Raw genomic sequence first — 21,565 nt, 5'->3', positions numbered from 1 at the left:
CTGCCCCGGTCAGCGGCCGAAGGTGGCGGATACCACCTCCATCAGCGCTTCGGCGACTTCCGGATCGTCGGTCAGGCTTTCGACGATGGCGCTGCGGCAGGCCAGCACCGGGTCCATGCCGTCGCCGACGAGAAGCGCCGCGTATACCAGCAGGCGGGTGCTCGCCACTTCCTCCAGATCGTGGTCGCGCAACTGGCGCAGGGCGGCGGCGATGCCGGCGAGGCGGCGGGCGAGGTCGGCGTCGCAGCCGGTTTCGCGGCGCAGGATGGCGGCCTCGCGCTCCGCCGTCGGGAAGTCGAAGCGCAGGCTGACGAAGCGCTGCCGGGTCGACGGCTTCATCCCCTTGAGCAGGTTCTGGTAGCCGGGGTTGTACGACACCACCAGCATGAACGACGGCGGCGCCGCCAGCAGTTCGCCGGTGCGGTCGATGGGCAGCAGGCGGCGGTCGTCGGCCAGCGGGTGGAGGACCACCGTGGTGTCCTTGCGCGCCTCGACCACCTCGTCCAGGTAACAGATGCCGCCGGCGCGCACCGCCCGGGTCAGCGGGCCGTCGCACCAGACGGTCTGGCCGTCGCCGATCAGGTGGCGGCCGACCAGGTCGGCGGCGGTGAGGTCGTCGTGGCAGGCGACGGTGAACAGCGGCAGCCCCAGCTTCGCCGCCATGTGGGCGACGAAGCGCGTCTTGCCGCAGCCGGTCGGCCCCTTGATCAAGAGCGGCAGGCGGTTCTTCCAGGCCGATTCGAAGACCGTCGCCTCGTCGGCGCAGGGTTCGTAGAAGGGCGTGAGGTCGGCGGGGGCGGCGGCGTTCATGCGGACATTCCTTTCCAGTAAGCGAGGGCGATGACGACGCCGACCAGCAGCAGCCAGCCGACGATCAGTGCCGGCCAGAGCAGCGGCGCGCGGCGCAGCGCCATGAATTCGAGGGCGACGACGCTGCCCTTGGCGATGGCGAGCAGCAGCAGGACGGCGGTCAGCGCCGGGCCGCCCCGCCCTTCGCCGAGCGCCCAGGTGAGCAGCGTGGCGAGGACCAGCAGCAGCCAGAGCAGCGCGGTGCGCGCCGGCGTGCCGTGCAGGCTGGCGGAAGATGGATCAATGGATGACATAGACGAGCGGGAAGAGGATCAGCCAGACCAGGTTGACCATGTGCCAGTAGGCGGCGCCGCTCTCCAGGCCGTTCATCGCGCCCGGGCCGTAGTGGCCGCGACGCAGGCCGTGCCAGAGCACGGCGAGGATGACCAGGCCGAGGATCACGTGCATGAAATGGAAGAAGGTCAGCGACAGGTAGAACATCTGGAACGGCCCACCCGACAGATTGACGCCGGCGGCGAAGGCGAGCGCGTATTCGTGGCCCTTGACGCCGAGGAAGGCGAAACCGCAGACGATGGCACCGAGCAGCCAGGGAGCCGCCCGGGCGCCGTCGCCACGCGCCGCGCCCTGCACGGCGCGGACGACCAGGGCGCTGGCGCTCAGCAGCAACAGGGTGTTGATGGCGCCGGCGTTGCGGTCGAGCAGTTGCTGGCCAGCTTCGAACAGCGCCGGATGGCGGGCCCGGGTGAAGGCGTAGGCGGCGAAGAAGACGCCGAAGGCGAGCAGCTCGGCGAGGATGAAGATCCAGATGGCGAGGTCGCCGGCCAGATGACGCGGCGGCGGGGAAAGATCGACTTGCATGCCGCGCAGTCTAGGCGCCGCCTCCGGGCGGGGCTTTGATGCGTGTTAAATTCGTCCGGCCGCAGCCAACGTGGACAAAAAAGGGGCGGCTCGCGCCGCCCCGAAAACACCACTATCCACTCACTTGTTATTGGGCGCCAACCCGGCTTTCGCCCTTAACGAAGAAGCTGATCAGGTAGATCACCAGGCCGATCAGGAAGATCACGCCGCTGATCTCGCGCAGCCAGTAGAACAGCGAAATCTGGTCCTGCGTCGCCATGAAGGACAGCGGCGCGGTCGAGATGCGCTGCAGCCAGACCTGCAGGATGCCGGCGGCGGTCAGGAACAGCGTGATGAAGACCATGGCGATGGTCATCAGCCAGAAGCTCCACATCTCCAGCACCTGGGCCCGCGGCGAATTGGCGGCCCGACCGCGCAGGATCGGCATGGCGTAGCTGATCAGCGTCAGGACGACCATCACGTAGGCGCCGTAGAAAGCCATGTGACCGTGGGCGGCGGTGATCTGCGAACCGTGGGTGTAGTAGTTGACCGGGGCCAGGGTGTGCAGGAAGCCCCAGACGCCGGCGCCGAGGAAAGCCATGACGCCGGTGCCGAGCGCCCACAGCACGGCAGCCTTGTTCGGATGCTCGCGGCGGCGACGGTTGACCATGTTGAAGGCGAAGACGGTCATCGCGAAGAACGGGATCGGTTCCAGCGCCGAGAACACCGAACCCCACCACTGCCAGTATTCCGGCGCGCCGATCCAGTAGTAATGGTGACCGGTACCGATGATGCCGGTGACCAGCGTCAGGGTGATGATCACGTACAGCCACTTCTCGATCACTTCGCGGTCCACGCCGGTGACCTTGATCAGGACGAAGGCGAGCAGCGCACCGAGGATCAGTTCCCAGACGCCTTCCACCCAGAGATGGACGACCCACCACCAGTAGTACTTGTCCTTGACCAGGTTGTGCGGGTTGTAGAAGGAGAACAGGAAGAAGATCGCCAGACCCCACAGGCCGAGCAGCAACACCATCGAAATCGCCGTCTTGCGCCCCTTCAGCATGGTCATGCTGATGTTGAAGAGGAAGCCGAGGACGACGACGACGATGCCGATCTTGGTGATCAGCGGCTGTTCGAGGAACTCGCGCCCCATCGTCGCCAGGATGTCGTTGCCGGTCATCTCGGCCAGCGTGGCGTAAGGCACGAACAGGTAACCGAGGATGGTCAGCGCCCCGGCGACGAGGAAGATCCAGAACAGCCCGAGCGCCAGCTTGGGGCTATACAACTCGGTTTCCGACTCCTCCGGCACCATGTAGTAGGCCGCGCCCATGAAACCGAACAGCAGCCAGACGATCAGCAGGTTGGTATGAACCATCCGGGCAACGTTGAAAGGCAGGGCGGGAAAGAGGAAATCCCCGACCACGTACTGGAGGCCCATGATCAGTCCGAAGACGATCTGCCCCACGAACAGGCCGATTGCCGCCACAAAATAGGGCTTGGCAACCGCTTGGCTCTTGTATTGCATCGCGATACTCCTTGAATGTCGAAACTCGGCGGGCTCAGCCTTCGATGTTGGGCGGCCAGTTGGCGGTGTTGATCTCGGAGGCGTACTTCAGGAAGGCCACCAGATCGTCGAGTTCCTTGTCGCTCAGATGGAACTGCGGCATCTGCCGCCGTCCCGGCGCGCCGGTCGGCTGCGCCTGGATCCACGCCTTGATGAAGTCCGGACCGCGCCGGACATAGACGTTGCCGAGCTCCGGCGCGAAATAGGCGCCCTCGCCGAGCAGGGTGTGGCAACCGATGCAGTTGCGCGTCTCCCAGATCTTCTTGCCGGCAATCACCTCCGGCGTCAGATTCTGGCTGTTGTCCCGCTTCGGCAGCGCCTGGTTGGTGTCATAGGTGAGAGCCAGGAAAAGGAGGAAGAAGAAGACCGTTCCCCCGTAGAAAATATTCCGGGCCATCGATTTCGTGAAAGTTCCGCTCATCGTGCGCTCCTGTGCATGGTGTGGAGCGCATTGTCCGCGTCAGCCCGGCGGCCCATCCATGATGTACATCAAGAACGAAAATCCGGCGGAAACGGCCGGCTGGCGGGGGTGTGAGTGCTTGACTGGTGGGGAAGAGTGCAGGCGGGAACGGCGAGTGAGATGACGAAAGACCGATCCACCACCGAGGTCATTTCGGTAAAACAGGCAAAGCAAGCGAGGTTGACTTCCCGTTTGAACAGATAATGCATCGCGCGCTCGGAACTGCCCAGCAACGAATGCTTCACCAGACCCACTGCCAGTCAACGAGGGCTGGTGTCGATCCACTTGTTGCGCAATGCTACTGCTCAACAAACGGGATAGGGCTCGAGCCTTGATATTCCATTTGATTCGCGGCACGATCACGGCATGAAAAGACTTTTCCGCAGTGTAGTTACACATCTCCGCTACACGGGAAAGATTCAAGGAGAGTCCGACCAACACCCGCTTAGAGGCTGAATGAGGAGCGCCAGCAATACGCGCGACAAGTTCTGAGTCTACTCTGGGCCGAGCAAACGCGATTGGCGGATTTTCTTGATTCGATGCCTGCAGCCCAATCCATCAACCCACCAGATTAGCCATTATGCATAGACGATCGTTTTTAATTTCGAGTTTTGCTTTGGTGGGATGCTCTAACCTAGCCAAACAAGGCTCTCCCAGCAAACTCGTAAGCCTAAGTGATTTGGAATACGCCGGCTGCGCCCCGAAAACTCCGATGGGAGTGACGGTAGATGAATGGTCAATGCAAACTCACCACGCTTCAGGTTCTGTGCATTGCGCTGGACTCTATCTGGGTAATGCGGATGTAACAAGATACATCGAGTTCTCCACCTATCGCGTTGGGCTTCTTGTCCCAATTGCAACGGTGTTTGTTCCATCATTCCTGTTTCTAAGTAAATCCTTCGAGCCAATCGCTATTGTTGAACCCCCAATTTATCAGGACGTTCACCGTATTCGCCCACCTAATCCACTATCACAGCAATCCTTCTACGGAGTGGCACGTGTGCCACAAAACGCCGCACGTGTTGTTATCTTCACCGAACCATCGAAGCAAAAGACAGAGACGGTTAAGTTGGTGCAAGGCGGTGGGCTTAGTGGTGATATGACTGTTCGTGATTATGCGCTATCCCTTCGCCGCTTTACATTGCAGGAATTCTCCCAAGGAAAACCGCAGGAAATATCGTCTAAATGGCATACACACAAAGTTTCTCGAGCAAAATTTGGTGAGATATCTGTACTGCTTTCAATCACTTAACAGACAGCCAAGCATGCACCAACTAGCTTACGTAAAAACAGTGGAGATAAATGACCAGCAGGTTTAATTTCGCCACGAATGGAGGGGAAAAGACATGGCGGCATACACAACCAAGGGGAGCATTCAGAATGTAAAAATTCTTGTAGTAGCAGTTCGCAGTATTGGATTAAGCAATCAAGAACACTTCTATTTAACAAAAAAATCATTAAACCTATTCGCTTGCAATCAAAACGATAGGAACCGGACCACGGTTTATTTGTTTCCTATTGTGCAGCACAAGTCGGACATGAAAAACTCCGCAGAACTCATTGCGCTGTCGCTATCGGCAATATTTGTTGCGGGAGCGGTGACTTGCGCATGCATCGTGTCTCGGTACGCACAAGCCTTCGAGGCTACCGGCAAAGAAGACCGACTCCTACTATCTTGTACTCAAGCGTTTCGGCAAGCCAAGCGCATTGAATATCCTGCTCAACCATTTCTGCACTGTGCCATCCCAGGCCTGTAGCGCACCATGTGCATTCAGATTGAGAGGGTGCATCTGGTGCTCAAAGACATTGAGGCATGGTCGATAGAGTTCAACGATAAAAGCCATTTCATTCATACCGCCCACTGGCTGTCTCCATGATAACGACGCTCAATCGGGTAAACAAGCCCCAGCCTGGCCACCATACGGCTCCGTCATGGGCAACTCAACGATATTGTGCGAGAGAATTGCTTAAGAAAAACCGGTAGTCCGAAATTCGTCCTTTTGCAGACGAAAACAGCGAAAAGCCACTGAAGGTGCCAAACCAAACGCCGTCAAAAGCAAGCCAGAAATGAAGCTACGCGCCCACCCAACGGCCAGCTCTCTTTTCGCCGGTTTTGTCTGGACACTTGGATGGACGGCAATCTGGTGGCTTGCACTCGACACACCCTTGAAACCAATTCTGGTCCGGATAGGACAACTCGGTTTCGGCAAGCACGGCTACCTTCTGGGGCTGATTCCGGTATTGCTCACCGGGATAGTATTCATCGCCGGAAGGAAAAGGCGTCTTGGCATCGCTCTGATTGTTGGCGCAATCAGCGGTTGCTTGGCTTGTATCGGCGCTCTGATCATTTTTCTCATCGGACAACCCAACTTGCCACCAATCTCCATCTGGTAAGTACCGAACGCTCAGCAGCAGAAACCAAAGGAAAACGGCCCCGCAGGGCCGTTTTCCTTTTCCAAGAGTTGAACCACCTTACCAGCTCGCCTCGCGTTCCGGCGTTGCGGTGATCTTGTGGATGCTGAGGTCGGCGCCTTCGTATTCTTCTTCCTGGTCGAGGCGCAGGCCGAAGACTTTCTTCAGCAGGCCATAGACGGCGAAGCCGCCGGCCAGGGCGATGGCGATGGCGAGCAGGGTCATCAGCAGTTGCGGCATGAAGGCGACGCCACCGGCGCCGCCCAGCGCCTTGCTGCCGAAGATGCCGGCGGCGATGCCGCCCCAGGCGCCGCACAGGCCATGCAGCGGCCAGACGCCGAGGACGTCGTCGATCTTCCAGCGATTCTGGGTCAGCGTGAACATGACGACGAACAGGGCGCCGGCGACCAGGCCGACGACCAGCGCGCCCATCGGGTGCATCAGGTCGGAGCCGGCGCAGACGGCGACCAGGCCGGCGAGCGGGCCGTTATGGACGAAGCCGGGGTCGTTCTTGCCGAGCACCAGCGCGGCGAGGATGCCGCCGACCATGGCCATCAGCGAGTTGATGGCGACCAGGCCGGAGATGTTCTCGATGGTCTGCGCGCTCATCACGTTGAAGCCGAACCAGCCGACGGTGAGAATCCAGGCGCCGAGCGCGAGGAAGGGAATCGACGAGGGCGGGTGCGCCGACATCCGGCCGTCCTTGGTGTAGCGGCCGTAGCGGGCGCCGAGGAGGAGCACGGCGGGCAGCGCGATCCAGCCGCCCATGGCATGCACCACGACGGAGCCGGCAAAGTCGTGGAAGGGCGCACCAAAAGTGGTCGTCAGCCAGTCCTGGAGGCCGAACATCTTGTTCCAGGCGATGCCTTCGAAGAAGGGATAGACGAAGCCGACGAGCAGGAAGGTGGCGGCCAGTTGCGGGTAGAAACGGGCGCGCTCGGCGATGCCGCCGGAGATGATGGCGGGGATGGCGGCGGCGAAGGTGAGCAGGAAGAAGAACTTGGTCAGCTCGTAGCCGTTCTTCTCCATCAGCGTGTCGACGCCGCTGAAGAAGTGGATGCCGTAGGCGATGCCGTAGCCGACGAAGAAGTAGGCGATGGTCGAGATCGCGAAGTCGGTCAGGATCTTGACCAGCGCGTTGACCTGGTTCTTCTTGCGGACGGTGCCGACCTCAAGAAAGGCGAAGCCTGCGTGCATGGCGAGCACCATGATGCCGCCGAGCAGGATGAAGAGAACATTGCTGCCGGATTGAAAGCTATCCATGAAAACCTCCAGAACGAATCCGGCGTGGAAAGCAAGCACCATTCCAGTGCATTATTTTCTTTTCAAATCAGGGCGTTGAATTTTGCACCAAGTTGAAAAGCGCACCTCTATCGTGCATTGCGGGGCGATCGCGCCCCGCAATTGTGCATTACCTCAGTCCAGCGGGTAGCCGCGCGGCAGCAGCACCCACATGCGGCCGCGCTGTTTCATGCGTCCGGCGATGTTGCCGGCTTCCTTGCCGAAGCCCCAGAAGAAGTCGGCACGTACCGCACCGCGGATGGCACCGCCGGTGTCCTGGGCGAGCATCAGGCGGTTCAGCGGCTGCGCCGAATTGGGCCGGGTGGTGGCGAGGAAGACCGGCGCGCCGAGCGGGATCGAACGCGGGTCGATGGCGATGCTGCGTTCGGCGGTAAGCGGCACGCCCAGTGCGCCGAGCGGGCCGTCGTCGCTGGCCGGCATTTCGCGGAAAAAGACGTAGCTGGGGTTGGCGTTGAGCAGTTCGTCGAGGCGCGCCGGGTTGGCCCGCGCCCAGGCCTGGATGCCCTGCATCGAGGCTTCTTCCAGCTTGAGGTCGCCGCGGTCGACGAGCAGGCGGCCAATCGAGCGGTAGGGATGGCCGTTCTGGTCGGCGTAATTGACCCGCAGCAGGCTGCCGTCGGGCAGGCGGATGCGCCCGGAGCCCTGGATCTGCAGGAAGAAGAGTTCGACCGCGTCATCGACCCAGGCCAGCGTCCTGGCCGGCAGGCGCTTGCCCTGGGCGGCGATCTCGCCGCGCGACCAGTAGGGGACGACCTTGTTGCCCTCGATCCGGCCGCGCACGCGCTTGCCCTTGAGTTCCGGGAAGAGGTCGCCGAGTTCGACGGTCAGCAGGTTGTCCGGTACGCCATGCACCGGGTAAAAGTTGCGCTTGTCGCGCTGGCGGCTGCCCTGCAGCAGCGGCTCGTAGTAGCCGGTGATCATGCCTTCGACGGCGGCGCGGTCGTCGGTCGATACCGCGTAGGGCTGCATGACGTTCTCGAAGTAGCGGCGGATCGCCTCGGCGGAACGGGCGTCGACCTCGGCGGCGTGGGCGCAGGCCTGCTGCCAGGGGGCGCCACCGGCGCGGCTGCGCAGCGCCTGGCAGCTTTTCAGGAAGGGTTGCCAGGCGGCGCTCAGGTCATCTTCCTGCCAGCCCGGCAGGTCGCTCCAGGCGGCCAGCGTGAACACCCGGCTGAACGCCGGGGCGGCCGGCTTTTCCGCGGCGGCCTCGGCACAGGGCGGGCAGTCGGGCGCCTTGGCCGCGCCTTCCGGCGAGACGATGCGCGGCGGCACGGCACAGGCGGCCAGCGCCAGGCTGGCGGCGAGAATGGCGGTTTGGAGTTTTGACATGGCTTTGGTTAGAGTGATCGACTTTTCCCGAGTATACCTGTGACGATGATCGATCCCGCCCAACTCGAACGTTTGCTGAACCGCGCCGAACACGTCCTGTCCCGCCTCGAAGGCATCCTGCCGCCGCCCCCGGCGCAGCCCGACTGGGCCGGCGCGGTGGCTTTCCGCTGGCGCAAGAGTGGCGGCCGCGGCTGGCTGCAGGGCGTCGCCCATCCGCACCCGATCCGCCTTGCCGACATCGAGACGGTGGACGACCAGAAGGCGCGCATCGTCGCCAACACCCGCCAGTTCGTCGCCGGCCACGGCGCCAACAACGTGCTGCTGACCGGCGCCCGCGGCTGCGGCAAGTCCTCGTTGGTGAAGGCGGTGCTCAACGAATTTTCAGGCGACGGCCTGCGCCTGATCGAGGTCGACAAGCACGACCTGGTCGACCTGCCGGACATCGTCAACCTGGTCGACGGGCGGCCCGAGAAATTCATCATCTTCTGCGACGACCTCTCGTTCGAGGCCGGCGAAACCGCCTACAAGGCGCTGAAGTCGGTGCTCGACGGTTCGGTCGCGGCGCCGCCGGCCAACGTGCTGATCTACGCGACCTCCAACCGCCGCCACCTGATGCCCGAATACATGGCGGAAAACCTCGAAGTTCAGCGTGTCGGCGACGAAATCCACCCGGGCGAGGCGGTCGAGGAAAAGGTCTCGCTGTCCGAGCGCTTCGGCCTGTGGATTTCCTTCTACCCCTTCTCGCAGGACGATTACCTGGCGGTCTTCGCGCACTGGGCGCGGCAGTTCGGCGTCGCCGCGGCGGTGATCGCCGACAGCGAGCGCGAGGCGCTGAACTGGGCGCTGTCGCGCGGTTCGCGCTCGGGCCGGGTGGCCTGGCAGTTCGCCCGCGACCTCGCCGGCCGCCAGCCGGAGAGCGGCGCGTGAGCGGCATCGTCGAAGTCGCCGCGGCGGTGATGCTGCGCGCCGGCGGCAGCGAGTTCCTGCTCGCCCAGCGCCCGGAGGGCAAGGTTTACGCCGGTTACTGGGAGTTTCCCGGCGGCAAGGTCGAACCCGGCGAAAGCGTGCGCGACGCGCTGGTGCGCGAACTGCAGGAGGAGCTGGGGATCACCGTCACCGCCTGCCAGCCCTGGCTGACCCGCCGGCATGTCTATCCGCACGCCACGGTGCGCCTCAATTTCTGGCGGGTCACTGCCTGGCAGGGCGAAATCGGCATCACCGCGCCGCTCGAACACAGCGCGGTGGACTGGCAGCAGCGCGGCGCGGCGGCCAGCGTCGCCCCCATCCTGCCGGCCAACGGGCCGATCCTGAAAGGCCTGGCGCTACCGGAGACGATGCTCATCTCGTCGCTCGACGAAACGACACCGGCGGCCTGGCTGGCTCGCCTGGAACGCCGCCTGCAGAGTTCCGGCGACGTCCTGCCGCCGCTCGTCCAGGTGCGCGACAAGACGCTGTCGGCAACGGAGCGCGCCGCCTTTGCCGGCGCCGTGGTCGAACTGGCGCACCGCTACGGCGCGCCGGTGGTGATCAACGACGACGCGGCGCTGGCTGCCGCCTGCGGCGCCGACGGCGTGCACCTTTCCGCGGCGGCGCTCGCCGCCTGCGGGCAACGTCCGGATTTCGCGTGGGTCGGCGCATCCTGCCACACGGCGGCGGAAATCGCCCGCGCCGGCGAGCTGGAACTCGATTACGCGCTGCTCGGCCCGGTCATGGCGACGCCGACCCACCCCGAACACCCGGGACTGGGCTGGCCGGAATTCGCCCGCCGCGGCGCCGGCAACACGCTGCCGCTGTTCGCCCTGGGCGGCATGCGCGAGACACTGCGCGACAGCGCCTGCCTGCACGGCGCCCACGGCATTGCGCTGATGCGCGGCTGGTAGCACGGCGACGACAGGCGACGCTGGCGCTCAGCGATCGCCTTCGGGAAAATCGGGGGGAATGTCGTTCGGCGCGCCGGGAATGGCATAGCTCTCGCTGGCCCAGGCGCCGAGATCGATCTGCTTGCAGCGTTCGGAGCAGAAGGGCCGCCAGCGGTTTTCCGGCGACCACGGGGATTCCTTGCCGCACTGCGGGCAGCGGACGAGACGGGGCGGCTTCACAGGTTGCAGAAGGTCAGCGCGAATTCGACGTCGCGCTCGCAGCCGCGCGCCTTCAGCTCGTTGAGCGGCGGCTTGGTGAAGCGGATGTTGAGGAAGTACTTGTTGGCGCTGACCTCGGGCACCGCGCTTTCCTCCGCCGCCAGTTCGACACGCACCATCTGTGCAGAGGTACCGCCGAGGTTGAGCTGGAACTGCCCGTTGCTGGCGACGTGGCGCTTCGGCCGGCCGCTCGAGCGCAGCAGCCGGAGGACGATCGCCGACGCGTCGCGCAGCGCGAACAGCGGCTTGCTCCAGCCTTCCAGCGCGTTGCGCCGGGCTTCCGGCGTGCGGTGCAGCCACCAGTGGTAGGACGGCAGATCGAATTCGCAGACGCCGCCGGGAATCGCCGCCCGGCTCTTGATGCTCATCAGCCAGTCGTTGTCGCGCAGGTACTGGCCGATCTTGCCGCTCATCGCCAGCAACGAGGCCGACGACTGCTCGATCTCGTAGAGCGCGCCGGACAGCGCCTCTTCGGAAATGTCCGGGTTGTTGCGAAAGGCGAGCAGGGTCTGACGCTGCCGTTCGAGCTCCTGGATCAGGTCCATCTTGAGGTCGGCGCGACCGGCGGCTTCGAGGATTTCGAAGAGCGTGACGAGGGCTACGTGATGTTCGTGCTGACCGTCGGCACGAGCGAAATACGCCGTCTTCTCGAAAAGATCTTCGAGACGCAACAGCGTACGGATGCGCTCGTTGAACGGGTATTCGTAGGTGATCACTCGGCCAGGTTCCGGAAATCGGAAAAATTTGCTGAATTCTGAGGCATTTGCGAGCAAATCTCAACAGCCAGCTTTAACTTGATCTGGCTAAAGTGAGATATTTTGCATGGAGCTCGGCAACTGCCCGGTAAAGAATTGTGCGCTCGCCGTCATTGACCACGACGTCGTCGGCAATTGCCAGCCGTGCCTCTCGGCTGGCCTGGGCGGCAAGGATGGCGCGCACCTCGGTTTCGCTGATGCCGTTGCGCGCCATGACGCGGGCGATCTGCAGGCTTTCCGGGCAATCGACGACCAGGATGCGCCGGCAACGCTCGCGGTAGGTGCCGGATTCGACCAGCAGCGGCACGGCGAGGATCACGTAGGGCGCGCCCGCCGCCCGGCAGCGGGCGGCGGACAGCTTACGGATCATGGGATGGAGGATGCCTTCCAGGCGCTGCCGCACGCCGGGGTCGGCAAAGGCCAGGCGGCGCATCGCGGCGCGGTCGAGGGCGCCCGCCGGATCGGCGATCGCCGGCCCGAAGGCGGCGATCAGCGCCGGCATCGCGGCCCCGCCGGGCGCCGTCAGCTCATGGGCGATGGCATCGGTATCGACCAGCGCCGCGCCGAGCTCGACGAAGGCGTCGGCAACCGTGCTCTTGCCACTGCCGATGCCGCCCGTCAGGCCGACGACGAAATCGCTCACGGGCAGCGCTTCGGCGCGTTCTTCGGCAAGGCGCCGGCGAGTGCGCTGCGCAGGGCGTCGGCACGACTTGCCGGGCCGCGGATTTCGAGGCGCGGCTTGCTTTCCCTGCCGTCCTTGTCCGGACGCTGAGCGACCCGCGCCGAACGCACACCCTTGTCCTGCAAGGAGGCCAGATGGTCGTTGGCAGCCTTTTCGCTGCTGAAGATGCCGAGCGAGATGGCGTGACGCTGACCGCCTTCCTGGATGATGAAGTAGTCGGTGATGCCGATCGCCTTCAGCTCGGCGGCCTTCTTCTCGGCCGCCGCCCGGGTCGCCTGCGGCGGGATCGACACCCACCAGCCGCGGCTTTCGGCGCTGCTCTCGCGCCAGGTGAACTCGTCGAAGCCGCCGGCCAGGACACGCCGCACCCGGTCGCTTTCGACCTGACTCAAGCCCTCCCAGCTCAGGCAGACGGCAGCCGATGCCTGGGCTTTGGCTGCTTCCTTGGCTGCTGCTTCCTTGGCTGCCGCTTCCTTGGCTGCCGCTTCCTTCTTGGCCGCGGCCTCTTTCGCCGCTGCTTCCTTGGCCGCCTTGGCGGCTTCCTTGGCCGTCGGGGCCGGCTTTTCCGCCGGTTCTTCCGGTGGCGCCGCTTCGGCTTCGACCGCTGCTGCCGGCTTTGGCGCCGGCAACGGCGGTGCCTCGCCGCGGGCGACGATGCGGATGCTTTCCGGCTTGATCTGCTGCGTGATGCGCACGCTTTCACCGACGTCGGCCGGACCGATCAGCCCCTGGCTGAAGGCGTAGAACAGCAGGTTGCCGAGAACGAGCAGGAAGACGATGAATTTCACGATCTCAGCCGACCTGGGGCAGGTGCTTCAGCGATTCGACGATGGCTTCGGCCGGATACTCGTAATCCTCCAGCTTGCCGGCGAAATACTTGTCGTACGACGCCATGTCGAAGTGGCCATGACCGGTCAGGCAGAAGAGGATCGTCTTGGCTTCGCCGGTCGCCTTGCAGCGGAGGGCTTCGTCGATCGCGGCGCGGATGCCGTGACAGGATTCCGGTGCCGGGATGATGCCTTCGGCACGGGCGAACTGGACGCCGGCCTCGAAGGTACCGACCTGCGGCACCGCCACCGCTTCCAGCAGCTTTTCATGGAAGAGCTGCGACAGCAGCGGCGAGGCGCCGTGGTAGCGCAGGCCGCCGGCGTGGATGCCGGGCGGCATGAAGTCGTGGCCGAGCGTGTACATCTTCATGATCGGCGTGTAGCCCGAAGCGTCGCCGTAGTCGTAGGTGTAGGCGCCCTTGGTCAGCGTCGGGCAGGAGGTCGGCTCGACGGCGACGCAGCGCAGGTTCTTCGCGCGCGGATCGCCGGCTGCCTTGTCCGCCAGGAAGGGAAAGGCGATGCCGCCGAAGCTGGAACCGCCGCCGCAGGGCCCGAAGATCACGTCCGGGTAGAGGCCGATCTTGGCGAACTGCTTCTTGGCTTCAAGGCCGATCACCGTCTGGTGCAGCAGCACGTGGTTGAGCACCGAGCCGAGGGTGTAGCAGGTGTTGGGATCGGCGGCGGCTTCCTCGACCGCTTCCGAAATCGCCAGGCCGAGCGAGCCCTGGCATTCCGGGTCGGCGGCCAGCGCGGCACGGCCGGCGTTGGTCAGGTTGGTCGGGCTGGCGAAAACTTCGGCGCCCCAGGTCTGCATCATCGAGCGGCGGAAAGGCTTCTGCTGGTAGCTGACGTTGACCATGAAGACGCGCACCGGCAGGCCGAACATCTGGCCGGCGTAGGCGATCGACGAGCCCCACTGGCCGGCGCCGGTCTCGGTGGTCAGCTTTTTCGTGCCGGCCAGCTTGTTGTAGTAGGCCTGCGGCACGGCGGAGTTCGGCTTGTGCGAACCGGCCGGCGAAACGCCCTCGTACTTGAAGAAGATCTTGGCCGGCGTGCCCAGCATCTGCTCCAGGCGCAGCGCCCGGCACAGCGGCGCCGGCCGCCATTGGGCGTAGATCTGGCGCACTTCCTCGGGAATCGCGATCCAGCGCTCGGCGCTCATTTCCTGCTCGAGGATGGGGTCGGGGAAGATCGCCCCCATCGCTTCCGGCGGCACCGGGTTGCCGTCCGGCCCGAGCGGCGGCGCCGGCGGGTTGGGCATGTCGGCGACGACGTTGTACCAGTGGGTGGGGATTTCTTCTTGTTCGAGGTTGATGCGCAACGGTGTCATATTTTTCTCTCTCCCTGCGGCCTGCGCCGCAAAGCCGGTAAATTACTCCAAAACCCCGCCCGGACCAAGGGCGCGGCCGTCTGATCCGGAGTAAAGTAGCGCCTGCTTTCCACCCGCAACCCCGAGCCGATCATCAACTTCCAGCCCCTGTCCTGTCATGCCACCGGCACACCGCCGACCGGGCTGGCGATCGCCGTCGCCACCCGGCGCGGTGACGCCGGCGAACTGCTGCTCGACTACCGGCTGCATGGCGTCGGCGCCCTCGCGCTGCCGCCGCCGGCTGCGCCTGGCCCGGCCGACGGACTGTGGCAACGGACCTGCTGCGAAGCCTTCGTCGCCGCGGCCGACGGCCCGGCCTACCGCGAATTCAACTTCGCGCCGTCCGGCCAGTGGGCGATCTACGACTTCGCCGACTACCGCCAGCGCAACGCATCCTGGCAGCCGTCGGCGGCGCCGCGCATCGCCTGCCGCAGCGACGGCGACACGCTGTACCTGGCCGCCACCGTTCCCGCCGCGCTGCTGCCGGCCGCTGGCGCCCGCCTCGGCCTCACCGTCGTCGCCGCCACAGCGGCCGGCGACAAGAGCTACTGGGCACTGGTCCACGCCGCCGCCCAGCCCGATTTCCACCTTGCCGCCAGCTTCGCGCTGCCCCTGCCATGACGCAAAAACTCCTGTTCGGCATCGACCGCCTGCTCGCCGACCGCGAGCTGCGCCGCCCGCTCGCCGGCCGCCGCCTCGCCCTGCTCGCCCACCCGGCCTCGGTCACCGCCGACCTGACGCACAGCCTCGACGCCCTTGCCGCCCTGCCCGACCTCAAGCTCACCGCCGCTTTCGGCCCGCAACACGGGATCAAGGGCGACAAGCAGGACAACATGGTCGAATCGGCGGATTTCGTCGATCCACAGCACGGCATCCCGATCTTCAGCCTGTACGGCGAGGTAAGACGGCCGACGGCGGCGATGCTGAACACTTTCGACGTGCTGCTGGTCGACCTGCAGGATCTCGGCTGCCGCATCTACACTTTCATCACCACGCTGCGCTACGTGCTCGAAGCCGCCGCCGCGCACGGCAAGAGCGTCTGGGTGCTCGACCGCCCGAACCCGGCCGGCCGGCCGGTCGAAGGCTTCACCCTGCGCGAGGGCTGGGAAAGCTTCGTCGGCGCCGGCGCCATGCCGATGCGCCACGGCCTGACGATGGGCGAACTCGGCGCCTGGTTCATCGCCCAATTGAAACTCGACGTCGACTATCGCGTGATCGCCATGCACGGCTGGCAGCCCGAGGCGGCACCCGGTTACGGCTGGCCGCTCGGCGAACGGAGCTGGGTCAACCCCAGCCCGAACGCGCCCAACCTCTCCATGGCCCGCGCCTACGCCGGCACCGTGCTGCTCGAAGGCACGACCTTGAGCGAAGGACGCGGCACGACGCGGCCGCTGGAATTCCTGTTCGGCGCGCCGGACATCGACGCCGGCAAGGTGCTCAAGGAGATGCGCGAACTGGCAGATAATTCGGCTCCGCACTGGCTGGCCGGCTGCAAGATCCGCGAATGCTGGTTCGAGCCGACCTTCCACAAGTTCCAGGGCCAGCTCTGCCAGGCACTGCAAGTCCACAGCGACGGCCCCTACTACGAGCACGCCGCGTTCACGCCCTGGCGGCTGCAGGCGCTGACCTTCAAGGCAATCCGCCGCCTTTACCCGGACTACCCGATCTGGCGCGACTTCGGCTACGAATACGAATTCGATCGCCTCGCCATCGACCTGATCAACGGCTCGCCGCTGCTGCGCAAATGGGTGGACGACCCGGCCGCCACCCCGGCCGACCTCGAGCGCGCCGTGCTCGCCGACGAAAGCATTTGGATCGCCAGACGCGAGCCTTTCCTGCTCTACCGATGAGTCCCGAACTCGCCGCGCCACTGATCGCCATCGAGACCCACCCGCTGCAGACGACGATCGTCGCCGTCTTCGCCGTCGTCTACCTCGGCATGTTCCTCGGCGGCCTGCCCAAGCTCAAGCTCGACCGCAGCGGCGTCGCGCTGCTCGGCGGCATCGCCGTCGTCGGCATCGGCGCGATGACGACCGAGGAAGCGGCACGCGCCGTGCATCTGCCGACCATTCTGCTGCTCTTCGCCTTCATGGTCGTTTCGGCGCAGATGCGACTGGGCGGCTTCTACACCGAAGTCACCCGCCGCGTCGCCGCGCTGCCGCTCGCCGAACCGTGGCTGCTCGGCGCCCTGATCTTCGTCGCCGGCGCGCTGTCGGCGGTGTTCTCCAACGACATCGTCTGCCTGGCGATGACGCCGGTGGTCGCCCGCCTGTGCATCGAGCGCCGGCTCGACCCGGTGCCCTTCCTGGTCGGCCTCGCCTGCGCCGCCAACATCGGCTCGGCGGCGACCCTGATCGGCAACCCGCAGAACATGCTGATCGGCTCGGTGCTGCAACTGCATTTCGCCGATTACCTGCGACGGGCGCTGCCGCCGGTTGCTCTCGGCCTGCTCGCGCTGTGGGCCTGGCTGGTCTTCGCACCGCGCCGCGCCACCCTGCCCCCGCCAAGCGCCCCGGTGGACGAGGCGCTGCCCGAGTTCGACCGCCTGCAGACCGCCAAGGGTCTCGCCGTCGCCGCCGTGCTGCTGGTCGTCTTCCTGTTCACCGACTGGCCGCGCGAAGTCGCCGCCCTGGTCGGCGCCGGCGTGCTGCTGCTGTCGCGGCGCTTCCATTCCTCGCACGTCATGGGTTACGTGGACTGGGAACTGCTGGTGCTGTTCGTCGGCCTGTTCGTCGTCAACCACGCCTTCGACAGCACCGGTCTGGCCGCCATCGCCGTCGCCTGGCTGGCCGGCCACGGCATCCACCTGGGCGACGCCGGCCCGCTGTTCGCGGTCGGCGTCGGCCTTTCCAATCTGGTGTCGAACGTGCCGGCGGTGATGCTGCTGCTGCCGCACCTGAAAAGCCCGGACGCCGGCCTCACCCTGGCGCTGGTCAGCACACTGGCCGGCAACCTGCTGCTGGTCGGCTCGATCGCCAACCTGATCGTCGTCGACCTCGCCCGCAAGCAGGGCATCGCCATCGACTGGCGCCAGCACCTGCGCATCGGCCTGCCGGTAACGGCGCTGACCCTGGCGATCGCCTGGGGCTGGCTGAAGCTGTAAAACTTCCGGGAACCGAATGGCGATTCCGCACCCCAAGTCGTTTCCCGAACATCTCCAGAAACCCATGCCCAGCCCGCAACTCAAAGAATTCTTCACCTCGCTGCAGTCGAGCATCGTCGCCGAACTCGAAGCCTTCGACGGCAAACCCTTCCTGACCGATACCTGGCAGCGCCCCGAAGGCGGCGGCGGGATTTCCCGGCTGATCGAGGAAGGCGACTTCTTCGAGCGCGGCGGGGTCAATTTCTCGCACGTCACCGGCCACGCGCTGCCCGCTTCCGCCACCGCCGTCCGCCCGCAACTGGCCGGCCGCGCCTGGGAGGCGATGGGCGTCTCGCTGGTGCTGCACCCGCGCAACCCCTACTGCCCGACGGCGCACATGAACGTGCGTTGCTTCGTCGCCAGCAAGGAAGGCGAGGACGATGTCTGGTGGTTCGGCGGCGGCATGGACATGACGCCCTATTACGGGCAGCGCGAGGACGTCGCGCATTTCCACCGCACCTGCCGCGACGCGCTGGCGCCCTTCGGCGACGACGTCTACGCGAAGTACAAGCAGTGGTGCGACGAGTATTTCTTCCTCAAGCACCGCAACGAACCGCGCGGCGTCGGCGGCGTCTTCTTCGACGACCTCAACGAGGGCGGTTTCGAGCGCTGCTTCGCGCTGACCCAGGCGCTCGGCAAGGCATTCACCAGCGCCTACCTGCCGGTGCTGGCGAAGCGCCGCGCCACGCCCTACGGCGAGCGCGAACGTGATTTCCAGGCCTACCGGCGCGGCCGCTACGTTGAGTTCAACCTGGTCTGGGACCGTGGCACCTTGTTCGGCCTGCAGTCGGGCGGCCGTACCGAGGCGATCCTGATGTCGCTGCCGCCGGTCGTCAAATGGCGCTACGACTGGCAGCCGGCGCCGGGCACCCCGGAAGCGGAACTCTACGAGGTCTTCCTCAAGCCGCAGGACTGGGTTTGAGCCGGCAGCGGCCGGCTCACTTCAGCGTGTTCGGGGCAACCGCCGCGCGGTAGTGGCGGTTGGCGTCTTCGACGCGTTCGAGCTGGTCGTCGAGACGGGCCAGTTCGAGGTGGCCGGCCTGCGTGTCCTCGACCGCCAGCGACGCTTCCAGATAGCTCTGTGCCTTGCCCCACAGCCGCTGGCGCGCACACATCCGGCCCAGCGCCAGGAGCAGCGCGGCGTGCATTGGCCGCTGCCGCAGCCAGGCTTCAGCGCGGGCGATGCGCGACAGCTGGTCGCCGCCGGCCAGGCTGCCGTAGATCGCCGGCAGTTCGCTCTGCCAGGCCTCGTCGTCGCTGCCGTCCAGCTCTTCCTCGATCAGCTTCTGCGCGTCGCCGTCGGCCCCCGCCGCCGCCAGGGCGCGTGCCGCGGCAAGAACGACTTCGCCCCGGCGTTCGGACCCAGGCAGCTTGCGCAGGTAGGCAACCAGGGCCTCGCGGTCGGCACCGCAACGGGCGAGATTGGCCAGGTGCGCCTTGCTCGACAGGGTGTCGACCAGCTCCACCGAAACGGCGTCGCGCTTGGCCAACTGGCGCAGCAGCTTGAGCACGCCGTCCCAGTCACCGAGCCCCTGGCGCGCCCGCAGTTCCAGGCGCAGCGCGGCGATGTGCCGGCCCTGCTTGCCCTGCAGACGCTGCAGCGCGGCCAGCGCTTCGGCGAAGCGGCGTTCCTCGTTGTACATCTCGGCTTCCAGCATCAGCGTCGCCGCTTCGTTGCGCGCGTCCTGCTGCTTGGCCTTCTCCAGCCATTCCTGCTGACGCCCCGGCTCGCCCAGGCGTTGCGCAGCACGGGCGGCGATCAGCGCCGCCAGCGCCGGCGCTCGGCCGGCATCGTAGGCCTCGCCGGCGCGCTTCAGGGCCTGGCCGAAACGACCTTCGAAGAGGTGGCGCACGGCATCCTGGAACATCTGCCCGGATTTCTCGCGCAACTGGCGCCGACGGTAGGCACTGACCTGCGCCGGCATGCCCAGGGTCAGCGAGACGGCGCGCAGGCCGGCGTAGACGACGACGAAACCGAGCAGCAGCGCCAGCACGAAGAAATTGAGCGACACCTCGACCCGCCAGGGCGGCACGACGAGCAGCACGTAGCCAGCGTTGAGGCTGGCGGCGAGCGCGACGATCACCGCCAGGGCGAACAGCAGGAGCAGCCAGAACAAGCCCTTCACTGTTTTTCCCCGCCGTCGCGCAGCGCCTCCAGCGCCTGCTGGCTGGCCCGCAGGTCGGGCAGTTCGAGGACGATGTCGGCGGCGGCGAGTTCCTTCAACTGCGCCAGGGCCGCCGCCACCGCCCGGTCGTCGCCGGCGAAATAACGAGCCAGCCAGGCTTGCGCTTCCTTCAGCTCGTTGCGGAAACTCGCCTCGTCGCGGGCGAATAGCGCGAGACGGGCGCTGAGCAGGCGCAGCTTGAGGTTTTCGCGCAGGAAGAAGCCCTGCTCGGGCGCCAGCAGCGGCGCTTCGTCGCGATCGAAACGCTGGATGCGGATCAGGTTGCGGATTTCCTGCCAGGCATCGGCCAGCGCCAGACGCCACCAGGGCAAAGCCGGCGGCGTTTCGGCCGCTGCCGCGACCGGCGCTGCCTCATGCGGCCGGGCGTGCGCCGCGAAGGGGAACTTGTCGATGCCGCGCAGCACTTCCTCGAGACGCAGGCTGGTGCCGGCGAGATCGACGCGCGGCAGGCCGTCGAGACGGGCGATGTCGGCGGCCAGCGCCTTGCGCAGCGGCAGCAGGCTGGCCTTGTCGAGGCGGGCGAGCTGGGCGTCGGCGGCACGCAGGGCAAGCAGCGCGACCGGCACGTTGCCGGCCAGTTGCAGTTGCTGCGCGGCCAGCGTCACCTCTTGTTCGATTTCGAGCAGGTCGGCCGCCTCGCGGCCGCTGGCGACATCCTGGAACAGGGCCTGGAGTGCCGCTTCCTGGTCGCGGCTGACTTCCTGGCGCGCCTCGAGGGCGGCGATGCGCTCGCCCAGGGCGGTCAGCATTTCCTTGTGCGCGGGGCCGTCGAGATCGGCGAAACGGCGATTGACGTCGGTGCGCAGGCTGTCGATGTCGCGCCGGCTATCGACAATGTGCCAGGCCAGCACACCACCGAGCAGCAGCGCCGGAACCAGCCACAGCGCCCCCTGACCGCCGCGGCGCCGGGGCGTCACACGGGGCGCTTCCGGCTCGGCGGCGGGAGTAGAAGTTTGTTCTGCGTTCATGCGCACCAATTATAAGCAAGTAATCCACGGATCAGGCCGCTGTCGGCGCCTTCGGTCAATACCACGCGTTCGAGGCCGAGAGCACGGGCGCTTTCGGCGATCCGGGCGTGCGGCACGAAGAGCGGCGTCCGTTGCAAGGCGGCCCGGCCCTCGGGGGGCAGGCCGTCGACCAGGTAGCGCAGCGCCTCGCTGCTGGAAACGACGATGGCGTCGAGGCGACCGCCGCGCCAGGCGTTGACCAGGCTGGCGAAGCCGCCGGCCGGGCCGCTGCGTCGGTAGCAGGTGACGGCATCGACGCTCGCTCCGCGCTGGCGCAGGGTGTCGGCGAGCAGTTCGCGGCCGCCGTCACCACGCAGGATGGCGACCCGGCACCCGGCGATGGCAGCCGGCGCCAGTTCGGGCAAGGCGAGCAGGCCTTCCGAGTCGAAGCGTTCGCGCGGCGCGATGCAGCCGCCGATGCCGGCATCGGCCAAGGCCCGCACGGTTCCCGGGCCGACCGCGGCCGGAATCAGGGTTGCCGGCCAGTCGCCGGCGGCAAGCAGGGTCGGCAGCGCGTGGGTAACGGCATTGGGACTGACGAAGACGGCCAGCCGGTAGGCGGCGAGTTGTCGGGCGAGCGCCTCAAGCTGGCCGCGATCTTCGGCCGGGGCGATTTCCAGCAGCGGAAACAGCAGGACGTCGCCGCCGGCGGCAGCGATCAGCCGGGCCAGCGGCGCCGCCTGATCGCGCGGCCGGGTGACGACGATGCGGCGACCGGCCAGCGCGCCGGAATCCATCGTCT

24 protein-coding genes are annotated in these 21,565 nt (G+C 65.9%); 8 read left to right on the top strand and 16 right to left on the bottom strand.

The genetic code is table 11. From position 1 onward, the window contains the following. Positions 1 to 9 precede the first annotated feature (9 nt). The 5 genes from AC0KWY_RS16630 to AC0KWY_RS16610 form a co-directional block, all read right to left on the bottom strand. Positions 10 to 810 (bottom strand): CbbQ/NirQ/NorQ/GpvN family protein, encoded by an 801-nt coding sequence (locus AC0KWY_RS16630; protein ID WP_026687466.1) that lies wholly within the window; start codon positions 808 to 810, stop codon positions 10 to 12. Beyond that, positions 807 to 1,103, bottom strand: coding sequence for a cytochrome C oxidase subunit IV family protein (locus AC0KWY_RS16625; protein WP_474026588.1), 297 nt, complete (start codon positions 1,101 to 1,103; stop codon positions 807 to 809). Before AC0KWY_RS16625 ends, AC0KWY_RS16630 begins: the two co-directional genes overlap by 4 nt. Next, positions 1,090 to 1,668, bottom strand: a complete 579-nt coding sequence (locus AC0KWY_RS16620; RefSeq protein WP_474026587.1) for a cytochrome c oxidase subunit 3 — start codon at positions 1,666 to 1,668, stop codon at positions 1,090 to 1,092. Before AC0KWY_RS16620 ends, AC0KWY_RS16625 begins: the two co-directional genes overlap by 14 nt. 127 nt (positions 1,669 to 1,795) lie before the next feature. After that, positions 1,796 to 3,175, bottom strand: coding sequence for a cbb3-type cytochrome c oxidase subunit I (locus tag AC0KWY_RS16615; protein ID WP_474026586.1), 1,380 nt, complete (start codon positions 3,173 to 3,175; stop codon positions 1,796 to 1,798). Between the two features lie 34 nt (positions 3,176 to 3,209). After that, entirely contained in the window at positions 3,210 to 3,635 is a 426-nt protein-coding gene (locus tag AC0KWY_RS16610) for a c-type cytochrome (RefSeq protein WP_026687462.1), read from the bottom strand. A gap of 778 nt (positions 3,636 to 4,413) precedes the next feature. Between AC0KWY_RS16610 and AC0KWY_RS16605 the strand changes: the two genes are divergently transcribed. The 3 genes from AC0KWY_RS16605 to AC0KWY_RS16595 all read left to right on the top strand — a co-directional run bounded on the left by AC0KWY_RS16605 (position 4,414) and on the right by AC0KWY_RS16595 (position 6,068). Next, positions 4,414 to 4,926 (top strand): hypothetical protein, encoded by a 513-nt coding sequence (locus AC0KWY_RS16605; RefSeq protein WP_474026585.1) that lies wholly within the window; start codon positions 4,414 to 4,416, stop codon positions 4,924 to 4,926. Positions 4,927 to 5,020: 94 nt separating this feature from the next. Next, positions 5,021 to 5,431 carry a hypothetical protein gene (locus tag AC0KWY_RS16600; RefSeq protein ID WP_474026583.1) on the top strand — a complete coding sequence of 137 codons (411 nt, stop codon included), beginning with the start codon at positions 5,021 to 5,023 and terminating at the stop codon, positions 5,429 to 5,431. A 310-nt stretch (positions 5,432 to 5,741) separates the two neighbouring features. Continuing rightward, the gene (locus AC0KWY_RS16595) at positions 5,742 to 6,068 is read left to right on the top strand and encodes a hypothetical protein (RefSeq protein WP_474026582.1); all 327 of its coding nucleotides are present in this window, start codon (positions 5,742 to 5,744) and stop codon (positions 6,066 to 6,068) included. A 78-nt stretch (positions 6,069 to 6,146) separates the two neighbouring features. Here the strand turns inward: AC0KWY_RS16595 and AC0KWY_RS16590 are convergent, their stop codons facing one another. Together AC0KWY_RS16590 and mltA are read right to left on the bottom strand one after the other, a co-directional pair. Further along, the gene (locus AC0KWY_RS16590) at positions 6,147 to 7,349 is read right to left on the bottom strand and encodes an ammonium transporter (RefSeq protein ID WP_474026581.1); all 1,203 of its coding nucleotides are present in this window, start codon (positions 7,347 to 7,349) and stop codon (positions 6,147 to 6,149) included. A 153-nt stretch (positions 7,350 to 7,502) separates the two neighbouring features. Next, positions 7,503 to 8,717, bottom strand: coding sequence for a murein transglycosylase A (gene mltA / locus AC0KWY_RS16585; protein WP_474026580.1), 1,215 nt, complete (start codon positions 8,715 to 8,717; stop codon positions 7,503 to 7,505). A 45-nt stretch (positions 8,718 to 8,762) separates the two neighbouring features. Here mltA and AC0KWY_RS16580 point away from each other — a divergent pair, with 45 nt between their 5' ends. Both AC0KWY_RS16580 and AC0KWY_RS16575 read left to right on the top strand, forming a co-directional pair. After that, positions 8,763 to 9,644 (top strand): ATP-binding protein, encoded by an 882-nt coding sequence (locus AC0KWY_RS16580; RefSeq protein ID WP_474026579.1) that lies wholly within the window; start codon positions 8,763 to 8,765, stop codon positions 9,642 to 9,644. Beyond that, complete coding sequence (locus tag AC0KWY_RS16575; protein WP_474026578.1) at positions 9,641 to 10,597, top strand: Nudix family hydrolase; 957 nt, start codon at positions 9,641 to 9,643, stop codon at positions 10,595 to 10,597. Before AC0KWY_RS16580 ends, AC0KWY_RS16575 begins: the two co-directional genes overlap by 4 nt. A 27-nt stretch (positions 10,598 to 10,624) precedes the next feature. Here the strand turns inward: AC0KWY_RS16575 and AC0KWY_RS16570 are convergent, their stop codons facing one another. The 6 genes from AC0KWY_RS16570 to AC0KWY_RS16545 form a co-directional block, all read right to left on the bottom strand. Beyond that, positions 10,625 to 10,816, bottom strand: a complete 192-nt coding sequence (locus AC0KWY_RS16570) for a DNA gyrase inhibitor YacG (RefSeq protein ID WP_474026577.1) — start codon at positions 10,814 to 10,816, stop codon at positions 10,625 to 10,627. Then, a complete protein-coding gene (gene zapD, locus AC0KWY_RS16565; protein WP_474026576.1) occupies positions 10,813 to 11,571 on the bottom strand; it encodes a cell division protein ZapD in 759 nt (252 codons plus the stop codon). Before zapD ends, AC0KWY_RS16570 begins: the two co-directional genes overlap by 4 nt. Before the next feature lie 73 nt (positions 11,572 to 11,644). Further along, positions 11,645 to 12,259 (bottom strand): dephospho-CoA kinase, encoded by a 615-nt coding sequence (gene coaE / locus AC0KWY_RS16560; RefSeq protein ID WP_474029746.1) that lies wholly within the window; start codon positions 12,257 to 12,259, stop codon positions 11,645 to 11,647. Further along, positions 12,250 to 13,080: an SPOR domain-containing protein gene (locus AC0KWY_RS16555; protein ID WP_474026575.1), complete on the bottom strand. Its 831-nt coding sequence runs from the start codon at positions 13,078 to 13,080 to the stop codon at positions 12,250 to 12,252. Before AC0KWY_RS16555 ends, coaE begins: the two co-directional genes overlap by 10 nt. A gap of 4 nt (positions 13,081 to 13,084) precedes the next feature. Then, a complete protein-coding gene (locus tag AC0KWY_RS16550) occupies positions 13,085 to 14,449 on the bottom strand; it encodes a TrpB-like pyridoxal phosphate-dependent enzyme (RefSeq protein ID WP_474026574.1) in 1,365 nt (454 codons plus the stop codon). 413 nt (positions 14,450 to 14,862) lie between these two features. Continuing rightward, positions 14,863 to 15,030 carry a hypothetical protein gene (locus AC0KWY_RS16545; RefSeq protein ID WP_474026573.1) on the bottom strand — a complete coding sequence of 56 codons (168 nt, stop codon included), beginning with the start codon at positions 15,028 to 15,030 and terminating at the stop codon, positions 14,863 to 14,865. 75 nt (positions 15,031 to 15,105) lie between these two features. Here AC0KWY_RS16545 and AC0KWY_RS16540 point away from each other — a divergent pair, with 75 nt between their 5' ends. The 3 genes from AC0KWY_RS16540 (at position 15,106) to hemF (ending at position 18,552) form a co-directional block, all read left to right on the top strand. Next, positions 15,106 to 16,338, top strand: a complete 1,233-nt coding sequence (locus AC0KWY_RS16540; RefSeq protein WP_474026572.1) for an exo-beta-N-acetylmuramidase NamZ family protein — start codon at positions 15,106 to 15,108, stop codon at positions 16,336 to 16,338. After that, complete coding sequence (locus tag AC0KWY_RS16535; RefSeq protein WP_474026571.1) at positions 16,335 to 17,591, top strand: anion transporter; 1,257 nt, start codon at positions 16,335 to 16,337, stop codon at positions 17,589 to 17,591. The genes AC0KWY_RS16540 and AC0KWY_RS16535 overlap by 4 nt, the downstream gene beginning before the upstream one ends. Positions 17,592 to 17,655: 64 nt before the next feature. Next, positions 17,656 to 18,552 (top strand): oxygen-dependent coproporphyrinogen oxidase, encoded by an 897-nt coding sequence (gene hemF, locus AC0KWY_RS16530; RefSeq protein ID WP_474026570.1) that lies wholly within the window; start codon positions 17,656 to 17,658, stop codon positions 18,550 to 18,552. A 16-nt stretch (positions 18,553 to 18,568) separates the two neighbouring features. Here the strand turns inward: hemF and AC0KWY_RS16525 are convergent, their stop codons facing one another. The 3 genes from AC0KWY_RS16525 to AC0KWY_RS16515 are packed head-to-tail and all read right to left on the bottom strand — an operon-like array spanning position 18,569 to position 21,560. Continuing rightward, positions 18,569 to 19,756 (bottom strand): heme biosynthesis HemY N-terminal domain-containing protein, encoded by a 1,188-nt coding sequence (locus AC0KWY_RS16525; protein ID WP_474026569.1) that lies wholly within the window; start codon positions 19,754 to 19,756, stop codon positions 18,569 to 18,571. After that, on the bottom strand, positions 19,753 to 20,784 hold the full coding sequence (locus AC0KWY_RS16520) for a uroporphyrinogen-III C-methyltransferase (protein ID WP_474026568.1): 1,032 nt from the start codon (positions 20,782 to 20,784) through the stop codon (positions 19,753 to 19,755). Before AC0KWY_RS16520 ends, AC0KWY_RS16525 begins: the two co-directional genes overlap by 4 nt. After that, positions 20,781 to 21,560 (bottom strand): uroporphyrinogen-III synthase, encoded by a 780-nt coding sequence (locus AC0KWY_RS16515; RefSeq protein ID WP_474026567.1) that lies wholly within the window; start codon positions 21,558 to 21,560, stop codon positions 20,781 to 20,783. The genes AC0KWY_RS16520 and AC0KWY_RS16515 overlap by 4 nt, the downstream gene beginning before the upstream one ends. Positions 21,561 to 21,565: the final 5 nt, after the last annotated feature.

This window comes from Azonexus sp. MM2026_4 (assembly GCF_055901855.1).
Note: the sequence above shows the minus strand (reverse complement) of the source record. Positions and strands in the feature narration are given on the sequence as shown.

What these genes read in the sequence shown, in the direction of transcription:
- AC0KWY_RS16630 (WP_026687466.1), bottom strand. Translation starts at nt 810, where the DNA reads ATGAACGCCGCCGCCCCCGCCGACCTCACGCCCTTCTACGAACCCTGC.
- AC0KWY_RS16625 (WP_474026588.1), bottom strand. Translation starts at nt 1,103, where the DNA reads ATGTCATCCATTGATCCATCTTCCGCCAGCCTGCACGGCACGCCGGCG.
- AC0KWY_RS16620 (WP_474026587.1), bottom strand. Translation starts at nt 1,668, where the DNA reads ATGCAAGTCGATCTTTCCCCGCCGCCGCGTCATCTGGCCGGCGACCTC.
- AC0KWY_RS16615 (WP_474026586.1), bottom strand. Translation starts at nt 3,175, where the DNA reads ATGCAATACAAGAGCCAAGCGGTTGCCAAGCCCTATTTTGTGGCGGCA.
- AC0KWY_RS16610 (WP_026687462.1), bottom strand. Translation starts at nt 3,635, where the DNA reads ATGAGCGGAACTTTCACGAAATCGATGGCCCGGAATATTTTCTACGGG.
- AC0KWY_RS16605 (WP_474026585.1), top strand. Translation starts at nt 4,414, where the DNA reads ATGCAAACTCACCACGCTTCAGGTTCTGTGCATTGCGCTGGACTCTAT.
- AC0KWY_RS16600 (WP_474026583.1), top strand. Translation starts at nt 5,021, where the DNA reads ATGGCGGCATACACAACCAAGGGGAGCATTCAGAATGTAAAAATTCTT.
- AC0KWY_RS16595 (WP_474026582.1), top strand. Translation starts at nt 5,742, where the DNA reads ATGAAGCTACGCGCCCACCCAACGGCCAGCTCTCTTTTCGCCGGTTTT.
- AC0KWY_RS16590 (WP_474026581.1), bottom strand. Translation starts at nt 7,349, where the DNA reads ATGGATAGCTTTCAATCCGGCAGCAATGTTCTCTTCATCCTGCTCGGC.
- mltA (WP_474026580.1), bottom strand. Translation starts at nt 8,717, where the DNA reads ATGTCAAAACTCCAAACCGCCATTCTCGCCGCCAGCCTGGCGCTGGCC.
- AC0KWY_RS16580 (WP_474026579.1), top strand. Translation starts at nt 8,763, where the DNA reads ATGATCGATCCCGCCCAACTCGAACGTTTGCTGAACCGCGCCGAACAC.
- AC0KWY_RS16550 (WP_474026574.1), bottom strand. Translation starts at nt 14,449, where the DNA reads ATGACACCGTTGCGCATCAACCTCGAACAAGAAGAAATCCCCACCCAC.
- AC0KWY_RS16540 (WP_474026572.1), top strand. Translation starts at nt 15,106, where the DNA reads ATGACGCAAAAACTCCTGTTCGGCATCGACCGCCTGCTCGCCGACCGC.
- AC0KWY_RS16535 (WP_474026571.1), top strand. Translation starts at nt 16,335, where the DNA reads ATGAGTCCCGAACTCGCCGCGCCACTGATCGCCATCGAGACCCACCCG.
- hemF (WP_474026570.1), top strand. Translation starts at nt 17,656, where the DNA reads ATGCCCAGCCCGCAACTCAAAGAATTCTTCACCTCGCTGCAGTCGAGC.
- AC0KWY_RS16520 (WP_474026568.1), bottom strand. Translation starts at nt 20,784, where the DNA reads ATGAACGCAGAACAAACTTCTACTCCCGCCGCCGAGCCGGAAGCGCCC.
- AC0KWY_RS16515 (WP_474026567.1), bottom strand. Translation starts at nt 21,560, where the DNA reads ATGGATTCCGGCGCGCTGGCCGGTCGCCGCATCGTCGTCACCCGGCCG.